Below are 23,621 nucleotides of genomic sequence, written 5' to 3' on the forward strand. Positions count from 1 at the left end.
TATTATCGATGGTTGTGAAGGTCTCTCATATCACTCATATAAACAACCTCGACGGGATATTAACCGAAGGCTGCCTGTGGTCTGACTCTAAACGTATCGATCTAAAATTAAACAATAAAAACATTGGTTATAACCATATAAAAGAGCGTAGATTACAACATCGTGTTGAGGTTGCTGCTGGTGGTACGATTGGCGAATATGTTCCATTTAACTTCTGCCCACGCTCGGTGATGCTTTATGTCATCCATCAAGGGCACGATGACTTCCATGATGGGCAAGATAAAATAATTCACCTCATCAGCGATACTCAAACAATCACTACTCGCAACCCAAGCTGCTTTTTCACTGACATACATGCAGACTTGGCTTTTGCTGAACAAATCGATGATTTTTCACGATTAGATGAACTCGACTTTAAAAAAATTCATGCCAAGTACTGGCAACAGTTTAAAGAAGAAAAACAAGCTGAATTTCTAGCTCACAAGGCAGTATCTTGGAATTGTATTCGACAGATCGGAGTAAAAACGCCAGAATTAGCAGATAAAGTAAAGCAAATTATCGCTAATGCACAGCACCAACCTGACGTTCTGGTTAAGCCAGAATGGTATTATTAGTTGAGTAGTTCACAATGATTTCATACGTTAAAGGAAATATCCTGCACGACCAATCGGATGCCATTATTAACACCGTAAATACTGTCGGGGTTATGGGTAAGGGTCTAGCTTTGCAATTTAAAAAAGCTTTTCCAGACAACTTTAAAATCTATAAGTCGGCTTGTGATAACAAAGAGCTTATAACAGGTGAGATGTTGTCAGTTTCTACTCAATCAATCAGTGCTCCTTTCTACATCATCAACTTTCCAACAAAAGCGCACTGGAAAGGAAAGTCTAAGATTGAATACATCAAAGACGGCCTAGCTGCTCTAAAAAAAGAAGTTAAAAGGTTAGAGTTAACCTCGGTCGCTATACCGGCTCTTGGTAGTGGTCTAGGTGGCTTGCCTTGGACAGACGTCGAGCGTGAAATTCAAGAATCACTATCTGACATGCCGGAAGTGGAGTGGCGCATTTATCCACCTCAAAATGCACCACAAGCCGAGAAGATGGTAAACCGTACGACGAAGCCTAGAATGACAATCGGTCGAGCTGCTGTTATAGGCTTAATCAATGAGTACCTCACTACAGGCTTGCACTACAAACTGTCCCTGCTAGAGGTTCAAAAGTTGGTTTATTTTTTAACGGCAGCAGGTGAAAAATTAAATAAAGTCCACTTTCAAAAGCACCATTATGGTCCGTATGCAGATGTGCTACGCCACGTGTTAGATAAAATGGAAGGGCACTTTATTTCTGGCTACGCTGACGGTGTAAACAAACCTGATATTACTATTGAGCTCAAAGATGGAGCCATTATCGGCGCTCAATCATTCCTAGCATCTCATCCAGAAACAAAGCACAACTTTGATGAAGTCACTAAACTGGTTGACGGGTTCGAATCGCCTTACGGTATGGAGCTTCTCTCAACAGTCCACTGGGTAGTAACAAGAGAGTGCCAGCAAGATAACGTCGTACTAGAAGAAGTCGTTAAAAAAGTACATGAGTGGAGCGAACGTAAAGCACAAATGAAGCCTGCTCATATCAAAGCAGCCCTAACCCGCTTACAAGATCAACACTGGCTAAACCGAGTAGCGGCGTCATAACGAACAAGTAAAAATGAAGAATTAAAAAAGGCTTCAATTAAGAAGCCTTTTAACTAAGAGTAATCCACTACAGAAACATCCCTTCATTGACTTTTACATCAAGAGCGACACCTTCATCACTAAGTAGCATTTGAACATTTTGCTTAACTTGCTCACTAGGTACAAAAATCATAAAGAAATCGTCTACAGCTACTGCTTTCGGCGAGATACATTCCGCCATACATACACTTTTAGATTCTTCATCATGATAATCACGGCGATTCATGGCATCCCAATCAATTCGATTAAACCCTTCATCATAATCAAGAACTTCTACACCTTGCGCAGCTAGAGGATGCCTAGGAATAATCTTCCAACTTCTAGCCTGCGCCACCGCTCTTCTAACCGCGATTAATACAAAATCTGTTTGAGGGTTGTCTCGTTGAACTCCCCCATCAAATGGATTACGGGCAAAAAAATGGAAAGGAACATAATGCTCTAGTTTATACGCCTTACGCCCATCTAAAATTTCATGATCAGCTACATCTTCAAAGCCTTTAATGTCAGCCCTAGGAAGTAATCCATTTGCTAAAATCGATGCTAAATTATCGAAGCTTGTGATGTGATACAACAGTTTTTGCGTTCTAATATCAGCCATAACATACTCTTATATTTATGTGCAATTAATTAAGTATGCCGTACCACCAACCACAATTAAACAATATGCACCTCGGCAAAGTTGCGTTAGTTCTCATAATCAAAACTTTAGAAAACATTACTAGCTACCCACTTTAGTACCAAGATAAGTACTAAGATAAAAAACAAAACCGAAAACAGACATTACAAAACAACAACTTAAGAGTTTGATTCAGATGCCGCCATCCCAAACGTTTGGAAAGGGCCAACTCGCAAGAGTTGGCCCTTTTTGTTTGTTTCCTGCTTTTCGTTTCTCACCCAGTGGACACAAAACTTTCCCTACCTCACGTAAATACTATCTTATTAAAAAACTCATCTCTGTCGATCCAACGCACTTCTATCATTGCGTTTCAAGGTGCGTAAGACAAAGCTATTTATGTGGTGAAGATACCACCAACAAGAGCTGCGTACATCGTCGGGAATGGTTACACCGACTGCATTGATGTGGGGGGCTACTTAATCACATGCTCGCGACAAGTTACCGTGAAATTATGCCTCACCATGCCATCCAATATCCCCACTAAGGGATATACTTTTCTATATCCTCATTTGGGGATAATGAGATATATGAAGTCGCACCTTAACTCTAATAGAGGGTTGGAAGAAATGATATATAGTCCAAAGCAACTCGCTGACATGATGCTCCTAATAAGGCAAAAGAACGGCTGGACTCAATCAGAGTTGGCCAAAAGGGTAGGCATAAAGCAAGCAACCATCTCAAACTTCGAAAATAGTCCTGATAAGACAACACTTTCGACTTTCTTTAAACTTATTCAGGCAATGGAGTTGACACTGAGCATCCAGGAAAAAGCACAAGTAAGTTCACAAGATAGCCAAGATGATGAGAACTGGTAATGCAAAAACTAAACGCATACATGAACGGAGAACTCGTAGGGGCTCTCAATAAACAGAAGAATGGTGCTCATACTTTTCAGTATGATAAGACCTGGGTAACCAGTGACAAGTCCCGACCACTATCATTGTCTCTAAAATTACAACTGCCACCTATAACTTCAGACTCAGTCATCAACTACTTCGACAACCTTTTACCTGATAGCCCAAAGGTGAGAGACAGGATCGTAAACCGTTATAAAGCTTCATCTAAGCAGCCATTCGATTTTCTCTAATACAATGAGTTATAGGGAAACCCTACTAACCAATAGTACATTTAGCTATATTTGCACGGGCATTTATATCCATAGTACATATCAAAGCGGGGGGTCAGTTCCTTTTTAAGTAGGATTTTAATGTAACATCTGAAGTAACATTAAATTAGAACATTAACTCTCAAGCCTTGTGACTCACGATTTGGCACAGCGATTCAACTCCCGCCAACCCACCAAACGTTTGGAAAGGGCCAACTCGCAAGAGTTGGCCCTTTTTGTTTGTTGCTCTGAATTTAAATGACACTCAGGTACTAGGACTCAGTTATTGAGATAAGGTCTCTTTAATCTCATCAGAGCTAAACCCGTGAGAATACAGGTACGCGTAGGCTTTGCTTTTGTCTTTCGAGCTCTTTAAATCAAAGCGTTTTTTCTCAAGCCTTAGTTGGCAGTTTGCGTAAAAATCGATGCTGCCATCGAGCTCCAGTTTATCCATTTCTTCATCAAATTTAGTCATATCAATCAGCTTTTGCTGTAGCTCTCGCTTTATCACTGACTTGCCTTTGAGCTTACGGGCCAGTTTTTCTATCTCTTTGACTAAATCGGCTTTATCAGCTTTGATTTGCATTTTTGATGACAGCGTTGAAGCGACTGGGTGTGCTTTTATGGCTTCACGTACATCCGACGATTTAAAGCCATACTTAATTAGGGTGGCTTGTAGCTTGTCACTTGAAAACGACTCTAGCCTCATACTTGAAAGGCGCTCATTAATCATGGTTATTTCACACACTTCATCACGGTCAACGATATGTTGAATCGCTTCTTGAATGGTGGACTCATCCACACCTTTTAACTTAAGTTGAGTCAAAATAAACTGCCTGCCCTTTTGCGCGTTAAACGCCATTTCGACAAAATTAATCGCAAATTTTTTATCTGACTTTAAATAACCTCGCTCAATCAGATCATTAAGAACGGTATCTATCCACTCTTGCTTATCCGTTTTCGCCACCAGCTTTTTTCTTAGCTCATCGATGGTTCTGTCTTTGGCTTCTAAGTGATAAAACGCACTGCCATAAACGTTATCGATTGTTTTTGCTTGTTTAATAGGGCGTTGATTGATCATTCTCACCTCGAGTCAAATTCAAAAATAAAGGGGCTTTGGGTCGCACATTACAACATGACTAAACTTGCAGTACCAAGGAAGGCAAAAAAGCCGACCACATCGGTGACAGTCGTTAGTATTACTGACCCTGCTAGAGCTGGATCGAGTTTTAATTTATCCAGCACAATAGGGATAATTACTCCAAATAATGCAGCAGCGATAATGTTCACAATAATAGCTAATGCAATAGTGGCACCAAGGACTGCAGATTGAAACCAGAGCCCGGCAAGAGCCCCGATGATCACAGCCCAAAGCAGGCCATTAATAGAACCAATACCCAGTTCGTTTTTTAATAACGCCAACCTGTTACCTGGGGCAATTTGGTTTAATGCCATCGCCCGAACCATCAAGGTCAGGGTTTGACTGCCTGCGATGCCTCCCATAGAGGCTACGATAGGCATCAGTACGGCAAGCGCCACCACCTGAGTGATCACATCTTCAAATAACCCGATGGTGACCGATGCCAAAATAGCGGTGAACAAGTTAATACCAAGCCACACACCTCGTTTGCGTGAGCTTTTCAGTACAGGAGCAAACAAGTCGTCTCCCTCATCCATACCTGTACCGGCCATTAAACGAGTCTCGTATATTTCACGTTGCGTATTGAGTGCAAATTTCCAGTCGATTTCACCGATGAGTGTCTGATCGTCATCGACTACAGGTAAGGCCGATAAGGAACATTGCCCCATTCCTTCAATACCCTCTTGCAAGCTCAGTTTACTACTGAGCGTAGTGACGTGGTCTATCGCTAAGCTATTCAGCTTTATCCCGCTGTCAGCTCTGAGAATTTCGTAATAATTCACCACACCTTTCAGCTGCTTATGCCGATTGATCAAGTAGACTTGCTGTGGTGTATCGTAGCTGTAGCGTTCCATCAAGACTTTGGCTTTGTCTACGGTGATATTGAAAGGTAGGGTAATGACTTTTCTTTCGGCCCAGCGTCCAAGCTCTTCTTCATCGAACTCGTTCGCTTGGTCATACAGTTCTAATTCGCTTTTCTCTATTAAGCGTATCGCATCGGCGGTGATCTCTTCAGGTAAAGAATCGGCCCATTCAATCAAGGATAAGTTATCTAACTTGGCTAATGTTAGTTTCAATTCAACGTCAGATAGGGACTCAATCACCGATAATCGCACATCTGCACGCATTTCAGTCAGTACGTCGATGTGCAACTCTAGTGGAAGCAAACGCCAAAGCCTGGCGCGATCTTCAATTGGAAAGGCTTCTAAAATAAGAGCAACAGAGCCTGACTCGAGCCCTTTTTCAATCAGATCATTAAGAACGACACTTTGCAGTGGTTCATCGGCATTAGAAACCAATTCAATTTGGTGAGATAACTCTTGAAATTCGCTCACTTAAAACTCTCTACCCACAGAAAAAACACCACTTCTAATTAAGAAGGCGCGAACAACCATGGTAGCAGCTAACAAACAAATAGAGGAGTAACCACATGAAAGAAATACACTTGATTCAAGTAGAGCGATCGCTTTAAATATACTTTCATATTGTTCACTCCCAAGGTATTGCATGTATCTCGTTTTGTACTGTCACAACATCGGCATGACCGATTTCTCTTTTTTTGAAACCGAAGATTTTGATAAAGAGGAAGGCTATATTGTTCGTGGTAAATGGCCAAATGAACTCGCGTTTCGAGACTATCTGGTTACAGAGTTTGGCGACTTAGCGAGCTATAAAGTCATTGATTTGATCTGTGATGGGAAGCAAGCTGAAGATTATTCGCAGCAAGATCTAACACTTAAAGCTCAACAAATTTAATCGTCCATCTCTTCCGCTTCAAATCGAGCACGGCGTGCTTGGGCTATCGAGCAGTGAGTAACGTCCATCATTTCAGACAGGGTGATGTTTGGATTTTCGCTTAGCAGGTGCAATAACTGCTCATGCATACTGAATGTCGGCTTGACCTTAGTCTGTTGATAAATTGAAACCTTATCAATAAGGTAGCCCATCGCTTCTGGATACCCAGCACGCAAAGCAATAAGTAATGGCATAATATGCTGGCTTTCTCCTAACAATTGCCAGTTTCGAGAGCGCCTCACTCTTTTTAATACGCAGTGGTGACTCAAAGCTAATTGCTTGGCCTGTTTAACCGTGTCTCCTCCCATACGATGAATCAGCGAGGGTAATGCAATGACGTGTATTTCACTCTTGTTATTGCCTGGCATCCACCGTTCTCCTCTCAAAAGTTTGTCATCTAAATATAATCATCAGGATTCAATGTTTGAGCTAAGTGGCAATGATTGGTCCTAATTCATCGGTTAAGGATTAGCATTGCAATAGTACTTTCCCACGCGCATTGGCCTTCACTGACTAAAGGCTCGGTGAAGCCAAGAGCGTAACGTCAGCACCTTTTCTTGTTTTAGTTTTTCGATTGGGCAAGCAAAATAAAAACTCTTCTCTGGATGCAAGACTTCTTTACCTATTTGCACCAACAAGCCAGATTCAATATCACTCTTAATAAACTGCTGATGGGTCACCAACACGCCTAATCCACTCATGGCCGCTTGGACGGACTGAATCGTGGCGTTAAAGCTTAAGTTTTTCTGCCTGTTCGGTATAGGGACTTGATAGGCTTCACACCAATGTTGCCAATCGTCTTGTCTTCTTGGGTTCGTCACATAGATCGCAGCATGACGTTGGAGCATCTCTGCAACAGACCGCTCATCGTCTACCTCTAGAAGCTTAGGACTGCAAACAAGAACCAAGTTATCGTCACCGAGCTTTTCCAAATGATAGTCTTGCCATTCACGCGGGTGGCCATGGATCAGTGCCACATCCACCCCTTCCCTTTCTAAGTCAAATACCATAGGAATATTTGAAATCCGAATATCAATATTAGGTGCTGATCGTTGAAACTCCTCCACTCTTGGTATCCACCAATGCAGCGCTAGCGAGTTGATCATGTTCAGTGTTAATGGGCTGTCGTCATTGCTGCTTGCTAGCTCTTCACTGGCCAACACGATTTGTTCCAACGCAGGGGCGACTTTCTTATAGTATCGACGCCCATCAATGTTAAGTTCAACACGCCTTCCTACTCGACGAAATAACGGCCGATTGAGTTGATTTTCTAACGCTTTTATCGCTTGGCTTATTGCAGAGTGACTGACGCTCAACGTGTTGGCCGCCTCCGTCATGCTGCCTAGCTCAGCAACAGCGACAAAGGCATAAATGGACTTTAAAGGAACCAGTTTTTTCATGACCGCCTCAAAACTAAATAGGTAAGTTTTTCTTACACATCATGTCAATATTACTCGCTTTTTTATGTTCTTCAAGAGGACTAAGATCCAGTCATCAATGAGGAGCTATATTTATGTCGTTATCTGCATCCCACCCAGAGCAAAGCAATCACCAAATGAAGGCCATTACTTTCATGCTTATCTCTACGTTTAATTTGTCACTCACAGGGTTGTTAACCAAAAACCTGACGGACATCATCCACTACGACCTACTTATTTTGCTGCGCTTTCTCATACCCGCGCTATTTATGGTCTGGCTGCTCGCCATCACGGAATGGCAGAGTCCGGATAGAACCACCTTACCCGCGCTCGTTTTGAGGGCGTTATTTATTACCCTCACACAGGTCTGCTTTTTGTATGCACTTACTCACCTTTCCTTAATGGAATCTGTGGTGCTTTTTAGTACAGGCCCATTATTTATCCCTTTGTTAGAAAAAATTATCTTTGGTACCCCCCTTAATCACCTCACGATCATCGCATTGCTGATGGCTTTTGTTGGGGTCGCCATTCAATCTGGCATAAAGGGAAATATAGACTGGCGACCAGAGTTGTTGATTGGGGTCGCATCAGGGGTGTTTAATGCCGCAAGCCAAGTGTGTATGTATCGGTCGACGAAAAGCCAGTTATCCTCATTGGCGTTAAATACCTGGTGCATGGTGTTCGCCTCGGTCTTCGCTTTTGTGCTATTTACTGGGTTACAAGGAAGCGATATCCTGAACGTACACAATGGCGATTTAAGCCTGTCGACGTTGCTGTTACAAAATGTGGTGTTGGATAATGATTGGGTATGGGCGGTCATTGCCGTACTATTAATGTCGGTCACCACCATTAATACACAAGTATTTAGGGCGAAGGCTTATCGATTAGTCAGCACAGGTTCCATTTTGGCGCCCTTAATCTTCACTAACCTCGTATTCGCAACGTTATGGCAGGTGATGTTTTTCAACTTCGAATGGCAACCCCATACCATTATGGGCATGATACTGATCGTAAGTGCTACCCTGTTGCACAGTTTAGGGCCAAAAGCTCAGCGATTATGGGTCAATAAAGGCAAAGAAGATCGCCTAAGAAAAGCCGCTTAATAAACAAAATAGCACTGTTGTCCGAGCTTAATGAGTTGGACAACAGTGATTCGAGTTACTCTTCGCTCATAAGGTACGAGATAGCCGAGATCAAGGCTGATACCCCCGCTTCTACTTTGCTCCTTGGGCAACCTACATTCAGGCGTAAGTATCCCTCGCCTTCTCTGCCATAGGTATCTCCGCGCATTATCGCCACTTTGTGGTTTTCAATGAGACGCTTTTGCAAGTCGTCCATATTCACATTCAAACTTGAAAGGTCGATCCACGCTAGGTAGGTACCTTGCGGCACTTGATAGTTAATCGAGGGAAAGGCGTTATTTATCTCGCTAGCAACAAAAGCAAGGTTAGCCTTTAGATATTGCTTTAGCTCCTCTAACCAAACTTCGCCATCTTGATAGGCCGTAATGTGCCCAATAACACTTAAAATTGCCGGTGAAGACAAGCCATCAGCGGCTTTAAGTTGTTTGAGGTAAGCATTACGAATCTCCTCATCAGGGAGTAAGGCATAAGCGCCAGTCAGCGCTGGAATATTAAATGATTTAGAGCCAGAACTGACCAGTGCCCACTGGTTATCGAGCGCGACTGAAGGCCAAGGTATGTAACGTTCAAATGCCATATCCATATGAATATCATCAGAAATAACTTTCACGTTATGCGCTAAGCATAACTCGGCCATTTTACTAAGTTCGCGCTCACTCCATACTCGTCCGGTCGGATTTTGCGGAGAACAGAGCAGCAAAATTTTACATTCGGGCTTAGCCAATTGAGACTCAAATTGGCACCAGTCAATCTCATAACTGGTGTCTGTCTTTAGCAACGGGCTTGTCAGTAAAGTGCGCTCATTCGCTTCCAGCATATTAGCAAAGGCATCATACGCGGGCGTATGAACCAACACTCCGTCACCAACACTCGTCCATTGCACAATTAACTTGGCAATGATGTAAATAACCGACGGGCCGTAAACAATACTTTCATCATCCAGAGTTGCGTCATAACGAGATTCAAACCAACCCAAGATCGCCTGTTTAAAGTCGTCATGATTCCAACGGCTGTAGCCTAATACACCATGTTCTAAACGAGCCTTAAGCGCATTTTGAATGATCGGCGCCGTCTCAAAATCCATGTCTGAAATAGTAAATGGTAGAAGATCGGCTTGACCAAAACGATCTTGAACATAGTCCCACTGAGTGCAATAAGTACCGTGGCGATCAACAGTACGAGAAAAGTCAAACATGGCAAACTCCAATAAAACGAGATTCAAATACGGAAAATGGGGAGCAAAGCCCCCCAACATTATCGCTGTGGTTCGTTATGCAGGCATGAGACTTTGCATCTCATTTTTCACCATATGCACTTGAGGGCCAATCACGACTTGAAGGTTATGGTCATCAAGCTTAACAACACCAAGAGCACCATTCGCTTTCAGGCGAGCATCGTCAACCAAAGACATATCTTCAACGGACAAACGCAAGCGTGTGATGCAGTTATCCAGTGACACAATATTCGCTGGGCCACCTAGTGCTTCCAAAATGATATCGCCTTTGTAACCAGTGACTTTTTCTCCAGCGTTTGAAATCGCTTCTTCCGCATTTTCTACTTCACGACCCGGTGTTTTCAGGTTGAAGTGTAAAATAGCGAAGCGGAACACGCTGTAGTAAACCGCAAACCAAATAGCCGCAACAAGCGGAATTAGGTACCACTTAGTCGCAGTCCCTTGCAGTACACCGAAGATGAAGAAGTCGATGATGTTGCCATCGGTATTACCAACAGTCACGTCTAGCAAGCCCATGACCATAAAGCCAAGGCCAGTAAGCACAGCGTGAATTAAGTAAAGGGCTGGAGCGATGAATAGGAACAAGAATTCTAGTGGTTCAGTAATACCGCCAACGGTACACGCCACAACGCCAGAAATAAGCAGTGCTTTAATTTTGCCACGATTTTCAGGGCGAGCACAGTGATACATAGCAAGCGCAGCACCCGGTAAACCACCTAGGAAGGTCGGCATTTTACCCTGAGACAAGAAAGCCGTCGCAGATGGAGAGAAGCCATCAACACTGGTACAGGCAACTTCAGCATAGAAGATGTTTAGCGCACCACTTACCGTATCACCACACACGTCCAGTGTGCCACCCGCTTCAGTAAAGCGGATCAAGGCAACTAAGATGTGATGTAAACCAACAGGCAGTAGTAAACGCTCACCCGCACCAAACATAAACGGACCAAACGGGCCTGCATGAGAAATCGCAGTACCAATCGCATTAATACCCGCTGCGAAGAATGGCCATACAAGTGGTACCGCAAGGCCAACAACACCTAGTACGACAGTCGTAATAATAGGAACAAAACGTGCGCCACCAAAGAAAGCTAACGCGTCTGGCATTTTATAAGTGTAAAAACGCAAATGCAGTTTCGCCACAATAATACCAACGATCACCGCACCCAAAATACCAGTATCAATCGAGTCGATACCAATAATGGATTTTACACCATAAGCCGCTTCTTGTTCTGCATTACCTAGCACTCCCGCGACGGAAAGATAAAAGTTGATCGATAAGTTCAACGCCGCGTAACCGACAAAGCCAGCAAATGCTGCAACGCCTTTTTCTTCTCGAGCTAAGCCAAGAGGAATCGCAATCGCAAACATAACAGGTAAATAAATAAAGGCCACAAGACCGATTTTTGTCATCCACATAAACAACAATTGCATCGGCATATTGTCTAATAGTGGGATGGTTTCTTTTACAGCGGCACTCGAAAATGAGCTACCAACACCAAGCAAAATGCCCGAGAATGCGAGCAGAGCAACAGGAAGCATGAAGGTTTTTCCGAGACTTTGGAAAAACTCCCACAGCGTGGTTTTATTCGTAGTTCTAGACATGGTTAACGCCCTCTAAGCGGTACATAGTTTCAGTTATTGACTAGGTAAAACGTTTTATCAAAATTTTGTTAAAAAACGCCATCTCCTCATCCATGTGTTCGCGAGATTTGGCGCTCTAAGTTCTATCTACCCAAAGAGTAAAACGTTTTAGCAGTTTACTAATAGTTCGTAAGTCACAAATTTGAACAAGTAATCGCTGATATATCTAAGATTAGGCTGACTCTGTGATTGATGATCTATTTTTCGGCCTTGATAAAACGTTTTACTCCATGCCGTACTTTATTTTCGATATAGTAGCCACGAGTCGTTAAAAGCATAAGCCGTATAGCCCGCATGAAAAAGAAAGCTGTAAAAATCAATGATGTTGCAAAACATGCCGGAGTATCGGTGTCTACCGTATCTTTAGTATTGGGCAATAAAGGGCGCATCTCTGAAGCAACCATCAAGAAAGTCAGCCAAGCGGTCGATGAACTTGGTTACGTTCGCAATGAAGCCGCTGCCAACCTTAGAACGCAAAACTCCAACTTAATTGGCTTAATCTTACGTGACATTACCGACCCTTTTTACGCCGAGATTACCTCTGGTATTAGCCATGTATTAGAAAAACATGGCTATATGTTGTTTCTTGCACAATACGGGGATGACTCTGAAAAACTCACTAAATGCGTACGTTCCATGATCCAGCAAGGTGTTGCGGGCATCGCGTTTAACCCTTTTAGAGGCGGCACATCGCAAGTCATCGAACTGGCAAATAATGCGAGTATTCCTGCCATTTGTTTGTCTCGCGCTACTGTAAATGACTCAATAGATAATGTTTGTCCAGACAACAGCCTTGCCGCAAAAATGGCAACACAGCATCTCATAGAGCAAGGCCATCGGCACATTGCTTATGTGGGCGGTACTGGGGACTCACTAACTCGCGCAGAACGGATCGGCGGATACTGCACAACGCTAATGCAATACGGACTTATGTTCAAAAATGAATGGGTAGTCGAGTGCGACCCGAGCCAGCAAGATGCCGCAGATGTAGTAGAAAACTTGCTGCACCATCACCCTCAGATAACCGCGTTATTGTGCCATCGCTCAAAAACGGCCATCGGCGCTGTTTATGCGGCGAATAGAGCCAACCGTCGAGTCGGTAAAGATCAATACATCGACAAGCAGATCTCTATCATTGGATTTGATGATGTTCCTGAAGCGCAGTTATGTACGCCACCTTTAACATTCACTTCTTCGCCTGCCTATGAAATCGGCAAACAAGCGGGGCAACGCCTTGTTAGTCAATTGAAGCATCAGCAAACCGGTATTCAAAAGATCATTATTCCACCCACTTTGATTCGAAGAGAATCCGCTTAACAGCGGAACTATCAAACAATCACAATAATGTCAGTAAATCGTTTGCTTACCTTGCCAGCATTGGCTTGAGACGGTAAGATCGGCGTGCTTACATTATTAAGCGACACATTAATTATTCTCAGGGCGGGGCGAAATTCCCCACCGGCGGTAAGTCACTAAACGAACCATTGCTACATTTATTCGTTTCATTGATAAGCCCGCGAGCGCTCGGTACGCCGAGGTCAGCAGATCTGGTTAAATTCCAGAGCCGACGGTTAGAGTCCGGATGGGAGAGGATGATAAACACACTGAAGATCTTCAGTGTGCTTGTTTTGGATGCCTATTTTTATGCGCATCCCCCTTCATGTATGCCCTGATTCTGGTATTTATTTATAGAGGTCTACCATGAATCAGAAACAATCATCGTTATTAGAAGAATTCGGCACACCACTAGAGCGTGTTGAAAAAGCCATTACTGCACTTAAGGCAGGTAAAGGCGTGGTATTGCTAGATGATGAAGATCGTGAAAACGAAGGCGATATCATTTACTCAGCAGAACTGCTTACCAATGCTCAAATGGCACTGATGATCCGCGAATGCAGCGGCATTGTTTGCTTATGCTTAACTGATGAGCAAGCGAACCAACTTGATTTGCCACCAATGGTTGTCGATAACAACAGTGCAAACCAAACGGCGTTTACCGTAACCATCGAAGCAAAAGTCGGTGTTACAACGGGCGTCTCTGCTGCTGACCGTGTAACAACAATCAAAACGGCCATCAACCCTCAAGCAAAGCCAACAGACCTAGCTCGCCCTGGTCACGTATTCCCATTGCGCGCTCGCAAGGGTGGGGTTCTTACTCGCCGTGGTCATACTGAAGGTACGGTTGATTTGATGCAAATGGCAGGTTTGGCTCCCGCTGGTGTGCTTTGTGAAGTCACCAATGTTGACGGCACTATGGCAAAAACACCAGAACTGGTTGCCTTTAGTAAAATGCATGACATGCCAATTTTAACCATTGAAGACATGGTGAAATACCGCTTAGAAACGGCGGAAAAAAGCGCTTAATCACGCAATATAGATTAGCTATAAAAGCACTTAGCCTACTGCAGGCCAAGTGCTTTTTTTATATCTATTTCAATTAGATAAAACCTTTATAAGTAAAAGGATCATCATAGGCTAAATACTAATTTACTCGATATGATCAACGTGTGATTGCAATCAAAATGATGGCTTACCAAAGGCCGAGTTGTTAAGGTTGCATCAAATCAATATCTTACAGGCCTATTTATGTCCGTTCTTGTCGATGTAAACCAAGTGGCGAAAAATTACCAATCCAATAAAGGTAATTCAGATCAAGCCTTACACCCCATCAGCTTTCAGCTACAAGCAGGACAAGTACTTGGCTTACTTGGTCACAACGGTGCTGGCAAATCAACCTTGATTAACGCCTTGCTAGGCAGCCATTTCTGCAATGGGAAGGTCAGTATTTGTGGTTTCGACCCAATAGATGACCACGCCCAAATGATGGAACATTTGGCCTATATTTCAGATGTGAATGTTCTACCCGAGTGGATGAGTGTAAAACAGCTGATCAATTATACGAATGGCGTCCACCCAAGCTTTAACCGTGAACAAGCCATGCAAGCGCTTGCCCATACAGACATAAAGCTTACGAGTAAAATCAAACAGCTTTCGAAAGGAATGAAAGTACAACTTCATCTTGCCATCGTCATTGCAACCGATACCAAAGTACTGATTCTTGATGAGCCTACTCTTGGTTTGGATTTATTATATAGGGATACTTTCTATCAAGAATTGCAGCAATGGTTTAAACGCAGTGACCGAGCGCTTATCATTACCAGCCATGAAGTGACAGAAATCGAACACTTGCTGACAGACGTTTTGATCCTCAAACAAGGAAAGGCCATATTCCAAGACAGCATGTCCGCTATCTCAGAACAATATTTCACACTGCAAGCTCCAAAGCATTTACTCAGTGACGTGGAAAAGCTATCACCTTTATCCATTAACGAGCAAGGTGAGCAACTTCATTGCTTATTTAAGCAAGAGCAAAAACAACCCGCAGAATCTCTTGGTACTATTCATCCAACCTCTTTAACTTCACTGTTTATTGCGCTACAAAAGGAGAATCGCTAATGCGCCCTTACCTAGCTATGTTGAACAAAGAACGCATCGAGCATACTTTAATCACTCGCAGCCTGTTATTTTTTCTGGTCTGCTCTACGTTGCTCTTTATCAGCTTAATAAGCAGCACAGGCTTGCAAGGTGATGTCTTTATTTCGATGGAATTTCACGGCGACTTTTCTCCAGCAAGTATCGACGCCAGCGATGATATAAAGGCTGTACTTTATCTACTGTATGGCGGTTTATCATTGCTACTGTCTGGGCTTTATTTTGCCAAAACCATGCGCAAGGAACGCCAAGAAGGCAGCACCATGTTTTGGCGCAGTATGCCGATATCACCATTGCAATTTCACGGTGTGAAGCTGTTTTATGGGTTGGTTATCATCCCAATGATGTGTGGCGCATTATTGCTACTCGCTAACCTGTACCTATACGCCATCAGCATATCAAGTGAGAATCCGCTTGCCTTATTGCTTCAATACGACTCTTTAGGCTACGCGCTGATGAGCGGTATAGAGTTTGCTGTCAAAATGTTACTTGCCGTTATCTCTGTATTTACGCTCGCAAGTATTCTAATGGCTCTATCGCAACTGACTAACTCGCCCATTTTAGTGTTTGTATTTTCGACTTACGTGGCGCAGTTTTTTGCAAGTCTATTGCTCGGGTTTGACGGTTTGGCGAACTACTTTACGACACTTTACAAAATGCCGTTCTTGATTCTGTTTAATCCGAATCCATGGGGCCCGATTTCAGAAGCTGGCGTGGTGTTTTGGCTTGTTTCTATATTGGTGGGCTTACTGGCATTCGCGATTAGCCTATCTCTCAGTCGCACCACCGAGGTTAGTTGGCACAGTTTTAAGCCGAGTAATTTACTGAAATAATCCTGATTTTCCACTCACTTTTCTCACGACCTTGGCAAGCAAACTCAATTTGTCTGCCGAGGATCCACCTCGCATGAGCTCACTTTTCTAACATTTTTATCGATTACTTTAATGATTAGGCAGAAAAGTTGTCATTCCACTTCTAGTCTTATTAAGTAATTTGTTAGATAGAGAGCCTTACTATGTCCATTGTTCAGCGCACCATTGCTGGCTTCGCATTAATGTTTGTGTTGTTGATTGCCGTAGCCGCCGTTAACTACAGCAATACCACCAGCATGCACAAGAGATTAAATGCAATTACGCAGCAATCCACTCCGATGGTTATCGCCACTTTTCGCTTACAAACAATTTTGCAAGATAGCCATCAAGCACTGTCATACTACGATGCAACCCAAGATTTGAACCAATTGCCGTCGCTAAAAGACGCGTTTATTCATACTCAAAGCGAGTTTAAAAAAGCCACACAAACCCTGAAAAGTTTTTCTCCTAGCTCGGAAGAACAAAAAAAACTGGATGCCGTTGTCAGCGCAGCCAGCCAGTACTATCAATTTTCACTTCAAGCAATGAGCAGTTACGAGCAAGCGCTCAACAGCCGAGCACAACTCAACCAACTCAATAGATCATTTTTGCACTTAGAAGATACCTACTCATGGGCGGCAAACTTACTTTTGCAGCGCTCCGCAAACAGCCGGTCACTACAAAACCGTGCAGAGCTTATTACCAGTGGTATAAGCCGAGATCTTAAAAACATTCGCCGTATCAACAAAGACACCGATTTGGCGGAGCTGAAACAGACCTTAACCGATGATATTCGCGTTGCGAAAGAGCGCCTTGCGGGGATAAACATTGCTGAAGATGTGAAAACACGTTTCTTACGTAATGTATCCAAGTTAGAGCAGTTAGCACTGGCAAAAGATGGCCTGCTAAATAGCTCCGCCAACGAGACTTTACATCTAAACCAACAAGATCAGTATGTACAACAAGCTGAAAGCCAAATCAACCAAACCCAGGTCATCTTGGGCGAACTGGTCACGTTAGTGCAAAACTCAGCATCACAAAGTAGCCTTGCTGCTGAGGAAGCCGCTTCTCAATCCACCGCTACAACCTTGGTTATGGCGTTGATTTCTGCATTGGTTGCGCTACTTGTTGGTTATACGGTTGCTACCAGTATTCAAAAACCGTTAAGACGAATCAGCCCTGTTCTGCTCAATATGGCCAAAGGTGATATGACAGGGAGAACGGAATACAAAAGCTCTACCGAGTTTGGTGTGCTGGCTCAAGCGATTGATGAGCTTGCCAGTCACACTTCAGGGCTACTCTCAGACATTGGGCAAGGCTCCCAGCATTTAGTCAAAGAAGCAGCAAAAACGGCCCAAATCAGTGAGCGTACTATGGAGCAAGTAGAGGCGCAAAAATCGCAAACTGAAATGGTCGCCACGGCAATCTCTCAACTGGAAGTCAGTGCCAGTGAAGTATCTCGCTCTACTGACAATACGCTCTCTGAAATCAAACTAGCCCATGAAGCGACTCAAGATGGTAGACAGAAAGTGATAGCCAACCGGTCTACCACCGAGAAGCTTGCGGTCGATATTCAAGAAGCCGTTTCTTGCTCTGAGCAACTCGGTCAATTTTCATCGTCCATCGATAACGTGCTTGATGTAATTCGAAGTATCGCAGAACAAACCAACCTATTGGCGCTCAATGCTGCCATTGAAGCGGCTCGCGCTGGTGAAGCCGGACGCGGATTTGCCGTAGTGGCCGATGAAGTAAGAGCCCTAGCCACACGCTCTCAAGAGTCCACGGAAGAAATCCAGAAAATGATTGAGAACTTACAAACAAGCTCTAAGCAGATCATTGAAGTCATGGCTCGAAGCCAAGTTCAAACCAATGATTGTGTCGAACAAACACGCCTAACAGAAGAAGCATTGGAAGCCATTACTTCCCGCATGAATGAAATATCTGAAATGTCGTCCCAAATATCCCACGCTACTCAAGAGCAAATCGAAGTAAGTAAAGATGTGGCGAAACACATCAATGGTATTGCTGAAGCCGCAAGACAGACAGAGCAGGAAGCGAGGCAATCAGCCGAAAGTGGTGATGTCTTAGCGGATCTTGCTCAGCAACAACAAACACTCATTAATCACTTTAAAGTCTAAGGGGGCATTATGACTATTCGTTCAATTGTTCGCACTATCTTGTCTGCTACCCTACTGTCTGCGGCTAGTGCCAGCTACGCGGTGACATTAACCATTGATACATGGGGAGAAGAAGACACACTTTGGCGAAAATCGTTGATCCCAGCGTTTCAAAAACACCACCCAGACATTGATATCAAACTAAATAAGATCGTTAACTCGAAATACTTTGGTACGGTCTCCGACGGGTTTAAAAATGGCACCGCCGCAGATTTGGTGATTTGTCGCCCTTTCGATATCTCGCTCGGTTGGTTCAAGCAAGGTTACTTACTGGAAATTACCGAAATGGAAGGGATGGAGAATTTTCCAAGTTTCGCACAAACCCCTTGGCAAACCGACTCTGGCGCCCAAACATTCTGCTTGCCGATGGGAGCGGTAATTCATGGTTTTTTCTACAACAAAACCATCTTCAAACAGCTGGGTTTAACCGAGCCTAAAACTGAATCTGAGTTTTTTGCCCTGCTCGATAAAGTGAAAAGCGATGGTCAGTATCTACCGCTGGCTTTCAGTACCAAAGACAAATGGGAGTCTTCAGAAGTTGGCTATCAGAATATTGGGCCTAACTATTGGCACGGTGAAGATGGACGACTGGGGCTGATTGAGGGTACGGAAAGAATAGACACGCAATCGTACCAACAAGCTTTCGCACACCTTGCTCGGTGGTCTGATTATATGGGTGACGACTACCAACAACGCGGCTATACCGATAGCTGGGATACGTTTAAACAAGGCAAAGCGGCCGTCAGCCCTGCCGGATCTTGGGAAATCGTTAACGTACGAGATAAAGTCGATTTGGGTGTATTTGCTCCACCCGTACCGGATGGTCAAGAGCAATGCTTTTTTAATGATCACACCGATAAAGGCATCGGCATTAATGCCGCTAGTCCAAACAAAGAAGCGGCGATGAAGTTACTAAAATGGATGACGACCAAAGAGTTTGCTCAACTGTTTACCGATTCAGAGCCCGGTTTCTTCTCGCTTTCCAATCACTTCTTTGAAATAACAGACCCAACGGCAATGAAAATGGCAAGTTGGCGTAACCGCTGCGATTCTACCATCCGTAGCTTTGTACAGATCTTGTCTCGAGGGACTCCTAATTTTGGCGGTGAAATGATGGAAGTCAGTGCAGAAGTGCTCAACGGTACTATGTCACCGGAGCAGGCAACACAACGACTGCAAGAGGGGCTTGATACCTGGTATCCCCCACAGCAAGAAGCCACCAAGCAGCACAACAATCAACAACAAGAAAACCAATGTGATTGCTCAGCCCCTCAAGCCACAGTAAACCATGACCTATATGGCGGCCTAGCCCCAATAGATCCGTCACCAACCTCTAATTGATTGTTACTCCACCACCCACGATAAAGGCGACCAAACAAGGTCGCCTCTGCTTACTTTCCTGCTACCTCTTTTTTCCTTAGGCTCTTACTCTTCGCTTATTACCTTTTACTTTTTGCCTATCGCCTATCGTGTCATTTTCTTAACAAATACCACCACAAATAACGCCATAGTAAAGCTGCCCATAAACGCTTCGAATGCAGCAACAAAACGAGCAAAACCTATGGGGGAAATATCTCCGTACCCCAAAGTCGTGAACGTAACAACGCTGAAATACACTGCATTAAAAAATTCAAAAACATGAGCATTAAAATACCCGTGCTCTTGAACCGTATAAGTATTGCTCGCGGTGGTTCCTAAAAAGAAATATGCGACCGAACATATCCAAATCAAAAACATGGAAAACAACACCACCCGCATTGGAGATTCACCATAACCGCAAAACAAATCCACCAGCCGAGAAATGATTCGCTTGGTGCTAAATAGTGGCATTTGATAACGCCGAAACTTCATCTCTTTCTTAAAAAAACTGCCTGCCGTTTCAAATAACCCCTCTTTTTCACACTGTTTTCGAATGGCTCTGGCAACTTCTTCCGCTTCTTGGAAATAGGATACGGCTTTTTTCTTATCACTGTTAGTCAGCGCTTCTTCTGCTCGCCTTTCTTGTTCTAGCTCTTTGCCCCAAAAAACATTTTCTAACCTTGCTCGGGTGAAGTCGGTACCTAATAAGTTACAGCCCTCCATCTGAGCACAATGCAAATTCCCACCTTTTAACGAGGCTTTCATGAGCGATGTACCACGGAGATCTAAACCAAAAAAATGGGCATCGGAAAGATCAGCTCGATAAAAATCCACGTTGCGGCACTGATACCCGACTTTACTTCCGCGATTAACTAAATTGATGTCATTGAGATTGGTGCGGGCCAATTGAAACCCATCTAAAGGCTTTCCCGCTTTCGCCCACTCCTCCACCGCTTGTTTAACGTCATCACCACTTTTATCTATTTCCGGATTGTGCCAATAGCATAACCCCGACTCATCGGATGGTTGATCGCAATGCCAACCATCTTCGTTACTGTAACGACAACAGTCTGATGCTGATGTTTTTTTCATAAATAGCTCCCCTCTCCATTTAAGTGTAGGAGGGAATAAACACCTCGCCACATCATCCTATTGATAAACGAGCGTTTAAAACAATAAGGCCAACAATAGTGAGGATCGGGTGTAACCCCAGATACAGCGCCAACTCACATTAACCAGCCAGTAACATAAACTGCTTGATTGACATGTTTTTAGCATAATGTGCTTAAATTTAGATAAATTCAAACTAGTACTTATAAGCCGACTTTTATTTGCAATCAGTTACACATAAGCAGAGTAAAGCTGACTTATATGGATTTATTTCAGTTTTAAACATCATGTAGCACGACTGAGCCCCCGATCACGCATTTAACTTTTGCCACATTTTTAACTTAACATTAACGTTACATTTGGGGTATTGTGTTGCCTGAAAAACATACAATCTTTTTGACCACCTTAGGGACATAATGTTATGCAGTCATTGATCGACGTTCTCAATGGAATTATTTGGAGCCCCGCACTGATTTATCTTTGCTTAGGCGCTGGACTGTTCTATTCAATTCTTACTCGTTTCGTACAAGTGCGACACTTTACTGAAATGTGGCGCCTGCTACTGTCAGGAAAAAGCTCTACGAAAGGAATATCATCATTTCAAGCACTTGCCGTATCACTCTCTGGCCGTGTCGGCACAGGTAACATCGCAGGTGTTGCTGCTGCTATCGGTTTTGGTGGCCCTGGCGCGGTATTTTGGATGTGGGTGGTGGCATTTTTCGGCGCAGCGACCGCTTATGCTGAATCAACACTTGCTCAAATTTACAAAGAAGAAGACGAAGGCCAGTTCCGTGGCGGCCCAGCTTATTACATAGAAAAAGCAATGGGGCAAAAATGGTACGCTTGGATATTTGCGATTGCGACTATTTTTGCTTGTGGTGTTCTACTACCTGGTGTGCAATCAAACAGCATCGGTAATGCCGTTGAAGCCGCGTTCGGCCCAGGTGAGATGATTGAAACGGCTATCGGTACTTTTAGCTTCGCCAAAATTTTCACCGGTACGGTTGTTTCTATCATTCTTGGTTTCATTATCTTTGGTGGCGTGAAACGAATCGCCAACTTTACCCAAATTGTTGTGCCTTTCATGGCGCTGGCTTACATCATTATTGCGTTCGTTATCATTCTACTTAATGTTGGCGAAGTACCACGTATCTTCGCCATGATCGTCGGCGATGCTTTCACGCCTATGGCAGGCTTTGGTGCTGCGATTGGTTGGGGTGTGAAACGTGGCGTTTACTCTAACGAAGCCGGTCAAGGTACAGGCCCACATGCTGCAGCTGCAGCGAATGTTGATCACCCAGCACAACAAGGCTTGGTTCAATCGTTCTCTATCTACATTGATACTCTGTTAGTATGTTCTGCAACGGCATTTATGATCTTAATTACTGGCGCATATAACGTACATGGTGGTTCTGAAGGCGTATTTTTGGTGCAGAACCTTTCTGAAAACATTGGTGCCAACGGCCCTGTGTTTACACAAATGGCGATTGAAAGTGCCCTACCGGGTGTCGGTAAACTCTTCATTGCTTTTGCGCTGTTCTTTTTTGCCTTTACTACTATCTTGGCTTACTACTACATTGCAGAAACCAACATCGCTTACATTCGTCGTACATTTAAAGTGAACGGATTAATGTTTGTGCTAAAGCTGGTGTTAATGACAGCAGTATTCTACGGCACCGTTAAAACGGCCAATATGGCGTGGGCAATGGGTGACGTTGGTGTGGGCTTAATGGCATGGCTTAACATCATTGGTATCATCATTATCTTCTTCATGTCTAAGCCTGCCATCAAGGCACTTAAAGATTACGAGCGTCAGCAAAAAGAAGGCGTCGAAGAATATACCTTTAACCCAGTAGCGCTTGGTATTAAAGGCGCCGATTACTGGGAAGAGAAATACAAACGTAAAACAGGTAAGAATCCAGCAACACAACAAGCAACACCTGACGGGAAGACGGTTGATCAACCTAGTTAGTCACATAACAAGATCTTAAAAAAGATCGTTATAAAAATAAGAAAAAGCGTGGATATAAAAAAGGGTTAGCCAATGGCTAACCCTTTTCTTTCATTCTTAGCTGTTCCCGCAACTTTGAATATTACGCAGCGACTTGCTCCGCAGAAACGCTTGGTTCTTTTTTCTTCTCGCCAACAGGTAGAACCGTGCGGCCGTACTCATTGTTCAACACTTGTGCCATTGCAAAGTAGATTGCGCTTGCGCCACAGAAGATACCTTCAAAACCAGCAATCGTGCCGATAAGCTCACTGCCCGTGAAATCACGAATAGCGAGCAAAGCAAATAGAATGGTCAACGAACCGAATACCACTTGCTTAGCAACAGGGTAGCAAAGTGAACCAAAGAACATGAAGCCTGTGAAGATACCCCAAAGTGTTAGGTACCAACCCATGAAGCCGTGTGGGCTTGCTGGTAGGCCCATATATGGCATAACAATCAAGCCTACAAGCGATAACCAGAATAGACCGTAAGAAGTGAATGCTGTTGTACCAAAGGTATCACCACGCTTGAAACACATGATGCCTACGATCACTTGGCTCAAACCACCGTAAAAAATACCCATGGCTAAAATCATTGAATCCATTGGGAAAAAACCCGCATTATGGATATTCAATAAAATAGTCGTCATACCAAAGCCCATTAGGCCAAGTGGTGCTGGGTTTGCAAGTTTCGTAGACATGAAACGATACCTTAAGGTGATTAAAAAAAAGTGACAAAGTTTATAAGAAAATTTTA

21 protein-coding genes, 2 pseudogenes and 1 riboswitch are annotated in these 23,621 nt (G+C 43.6%); of the genes and pseudogenes, 14 read left to right on the forward strand and 9 right to left on the reverse strand.

From position 1 onward, the window contains the following. The first annotated feature begins 8 nt into the window (after positions 1 to 8). Positions 9 to 614 carry a type II toxin-antitoxin system toxin DNA ADP-ribosyl transferase DarT gene (darT, locus tag QWZ04_RS07060; RefSeq protein WP_290326405.1) on the forward strand — a complete coding sequence of 202 codons (606 nt, stop codon included), beginning with the start codon at positions 9 to 11 and terminating at the stop codon, positions 612 to 614. Positions 615 to 628: 14 nt separating this feature from the next. Beyond that, the gene (darG, locus tag QWZ04_RS07065; RefSeq protein ID WP_290326407.1) at positions 629 to 1,693 is read left to right on the forward strand and encodes a type II toxin-antitoxin system antitoxin DNA ADP-ribosyl glycohydrolase DarG; all 1,065 of its coding nucleotides are present in this window, start codon (positions 629 to 631) and stop codon (positions 1,691 to 1,693) included. A 67-nt stretch (positions 1,694 to 1,760) separates the two neighbouring features. Here the strand turns inward: darG and QWZ04_RS07070 are convergent, their stop codons facing one another. After that, positions 1,761 to 2,330, reverse strand: a complete 570-nt coding sequence (locus QWZ04_RS07070; RefSeq protein ID WP_290326410.1) for a DarT ssDNA thymidine ADP-ribosyltransferase family protein — start codon at positions 2,328 to 2,330, stop codon at positions 1,761 to 1,763. Positions 2,331 to 2,670: 340 nt separating this feature from the next. Here QWZ04_RS07070 and QWZ04_RS07075 point away from each other — a divergent pair. From QWZ04_RS07075 to QWZ04_RS07085, 3 genes and pseudogenes are all read left to right on the forward strand, one after another. Further along, positions 2,671 to 2,802 (forward strand): annotated as a pseudogene (locus QWZ04_RS07075) (transposase); the annotation flags it as partial. 172 nt (positions 2,803 to 2,974) lie between these two features. Then, positions 2,975 to 3,223, forward strand: coding sequence for a type II toxin-antitoxin system antitoxin HipB (gene hipB, locus QWZ04_RS07080; protein ID WP_017034177.1), 249 nt, complete (start codon positions 2,975 to 2,977; stop codon positions 3,221 to 3,223). Further along, a pseudogene (locus QWZ04_RS07085) lies at positions 3,223 to 3,492 on the forward strand (HipA N-terminal domain-containing protein); the annotation flags it as partial. The gene hipB and the pseudogene QWZ04_RS07085, both read left to right, overlap by 1 nt. A gap of 304 nt (positions 3,493 to 3,796) precedes the next feature. On the opposite strand, the gene QWZ04_RS07090 reads toward QWZ04_RS07085, so the two are convergent. Then, the gene (locus QWZ04_RS07090; RefSeq protein ID WP_290326412.1) at positions 3,797 to 4,594 is read right to left on the reverse strand and encodes a RecX family transcriptional regulator; all 798 of its coding nucleotides are present in this window, start codon (positions 4,592 to 4,594) and stop codon (positions 3,797 to 3,799) included. Between the two features lie 47 nt (positions 4,595 to 4,641). Further along, on the reverse strand, positions 4,642 to 5,988 hold the full coding sequence (locus QWZ04_RS07095; RefSeq protein WP_290326414.1) for a magnesium transporter: 1,347 nt from the start codon (positions 5,986 to 5,988) through the stop codon (positions 4,642 to 4,644). Positions 5,989 to 6,160: 172 nt separating this feature from the next. On the opposite strand from QWZ04_RS07095, the gene QWZ04_RS07100 reads away from it, so the two are divergent. After that, positions 6,161 to 6,409 carry a hypothetical protein gene (locus QWZ04_RS07100; protein ID WP_290326416.1) on the forward strand — a complete coding sequence of 83 codons (249 nt, stop codon included), beginning with the start codon at positions 6,161 to 6,163 and terminating at the stop codon, positions 6,407 to 6,409. Here the strand turns inward: QWZ04_RS07100 and QWZ04_RS07105 are convergent. Then, on the reverse strand, positions 6,406 to 6,816 hold the full coding sequence (locus QWZ04_RS07105; protein ID WP_290326418.1) for a ribosome recycling factor family protein: 411 nt from the start codon (positions 6,814 to 6,816) through the stop codon (positions 6,406 to 6,408). The two genes, QWZ04_RS07100 and QWZ04_RS07105, sit on opposite strands and share 4 nt — an antisense overlap. Positions 6,817 to 6,954: 138 nt before the next feature. Next, positions 6,955 to 7,848, reverse strand: coding sequence for a LysR substrate-binding domain-containing protein (locus QWZ04_RS07110; protein ID WP_290326420.1), 894 nt, complete (start codon positions 7,846 to 7,848; stop codon positions 6,955 to 6,957). A 113-nt stretch (positions 7,849 to 7,961) separates the two neighbouring features. On the opposite strand from QWZ04_RS07110, the gene QWZ04_RS07115 reads away from it, so the two are divergent. Next, the gene (locus QWZ04_RS07115) at positions 7,962 to 8,969 is read left to right on the forward strand and encodes a DMT family transporter (protein ID WP_290326423.1); all 1,008 of its coding nucleotides are present in this window, start codon (positions 7,962 to 7,964) and stop codon (positions 8,967 to 8,969) included. Positions 8,970 to 9,024: 55 nt separating this feature from the next. Here the strand turns inward: QWZ04_RS07115 and QWZ04_RS07120 are convergent, their stop codons facing one another. Both QWZ04_RS07120 and malX read right to left on the reverse strand, forming a co-directional pair. After that, positions 9,025 to 10,203, reverse strand: a complete 1,179-nt coding sequence (locus QWZ04_RS07120; protein WP_290326425.1) for a MalY/PatB family protein — start codon at positions 10,201 to 10,203, stop codon at positions 9,025 to 9,027. Positions 10,204 to 10,278: 75 nt separating this feature from the next. Continuing rightward, positions 10,279 to 11,847 carry a maltose/glucose-specific PTS transporter subunit IIBC gene (malX, locus tag QWZ04_RS07125; RefSeq protein ID WP_290326427.1) on the reverse strand — a complete coding sequence of 523 codons (1,569 nt, stop codon included), beginning with the start codon at positions 11,845 to 11,847 and terminating at the stop codon, positions 10,279 to 10,281. Positions 11,848 to 12,180: 333 nt separating this feature from the next. On the opposite strand from malX, the gene malI reads away from it, so the two are divergent. From malI to QWZ04_RS07155, 6 genes are all read left to right on the forward strand, one after another. Continuing rightward, positions 12,181 to 13,203, forward strand: a complete 1,023-nt coding sequence (gene malI, locus QWZ04_RS07130) for a Mal regulon transcriptional regulator MalI (protein WP_290326429.1) — start codon at positions 12,181 to 12,183, stop codon at positions 13,201 to 13,203. Positions 13,204 to 13,313: 110 nt separating this feature from the next. After that, positions 13,314 to 13,484, forward strand: a riboswitch (FMN riboswitch). 103 nt (positions 13,485 to 13,587) lie between these two features. After that, entirely contained in the window at positions 13,588 to 14,250 is a 663-nt protein-coding gene (ribB, locus tag QWZ04_RS07135; protein ID WP_290326431.1) for a 3,4-dihydroxy-2-butanone-4-phosphate synthase, read from the forward strand. Between the two features lie 222 nt (positions 14,251 to 14,472). After that, positions 14,473 to 15,342 carry an ABC transporter ATP-binding protein gene (locus tag QWZ04_RS07140; RefSeq protein ID WP_290326433.1) on the forward strand — a complete coding sequence of 290 codons (870 nt, stop codon included), beginning with the start codon at positions 14,473 to 14,475 and terminating at the stop codon, positions 15,340 to 15,342. Further along, entirely contained in the window at positions 15,342 to 16,211 is an 870-nt protein-coding gene (locus QWZ04_RS07145) for a hypothetical protein (RefSeq protein WP_290326435.1), read from the forward strand. The genes QWZ04_RS07140 and QWZ04_RS07145 overlap by 1 nt, the downstream gene beginning before the upstream one ends. A 182-nt stretch (positions 16,212 to 16,393) precedes the next feature. Beyond that, complete coding sequence (locus QWZ04_RS07150; RefSeq protein ID WP_290326437.1) at positions 16,394 to 18,367, forward strand: methyl-accepting chemotaxis protein; 1,974 nt, start codon at positions 16,394 to 16,396, stop codon at positions 18,365 to 18,367. Positions 18,368 to 18,376: 9 nt separating this feature from the next. After that, positions 18,377 to 19,747 (forward strand): ABC transporter substrate-binding protein, encoded by a 1,371-nt coding sequence (locus tag QWZ04_RS07155; RefSeq protein ID WP_290326439.1) that lies wholly within the window; start codon positions 18,377 to 18,379, stop codon positions 19,745 to 19,747. 123 nt (positions 19,748 to 19,870) lie between these two features. Here QWZ04_RS07155 and QWZ04_RS07160 read toward each other — a convergent pair whose 3' ends face one another. Next, positions 19,871 to 20,857, reverse strand: a complete 987-nt coding sequence (locus QWZ04_RS07160) for an ion channel (protein WP_290326441.1) — start codon at positions 20,855 to 20,857, stop codon at positions 19,871 to 19,873. Positions 20,858 to 21,296: 439 nt separating this feature from the next. Here QWZ04_RS07160 and QWZ04_RS07165 point away from each other — a divergent pair, with 439 nt between their 5' ends. Beyond that, on the forward strand, positions 21,297 to 22,847 hold the full coding sequence (locus QWZ04_RS07165; protein WP_290326443.1) for an alanine/glycine:cation symporter family protein: 1,551 nt from the start codon (positions 21,297 to 21,299) through the stop codon (positions 22,845 to 22,847). Between the two features lie 121 nt (positions 22,848 to 22,968). Here QWZ04_RS07165 and QWZ04_RS07170 read toward each other — a convergent pair whose 3' ends face one another. After that, positions 22,969 to 23,565 (reverse strand): acetate uptake transporter, encoded by a 597-nt coding sequence (locus tag QWZ04_RS07170; RefSeq protein ID WP_290326446.1) that lies wholly within the window; start codon positions 23,563 to 23,565, stop codon positions 22,969 to 22,971. Positions 23,566 to 23,621: the final 56 nt, after the last annotated feature.

This window comes from Vibrio tapetis subsp. quintayensis (assembly GCF_030409945.1).
Lineage (GTDB): Bacteria > Pseudomonadota > Gammaproteobacteria > Enterobacterales > Vibrionaceae > Vibrio > Vibrio quintayensis.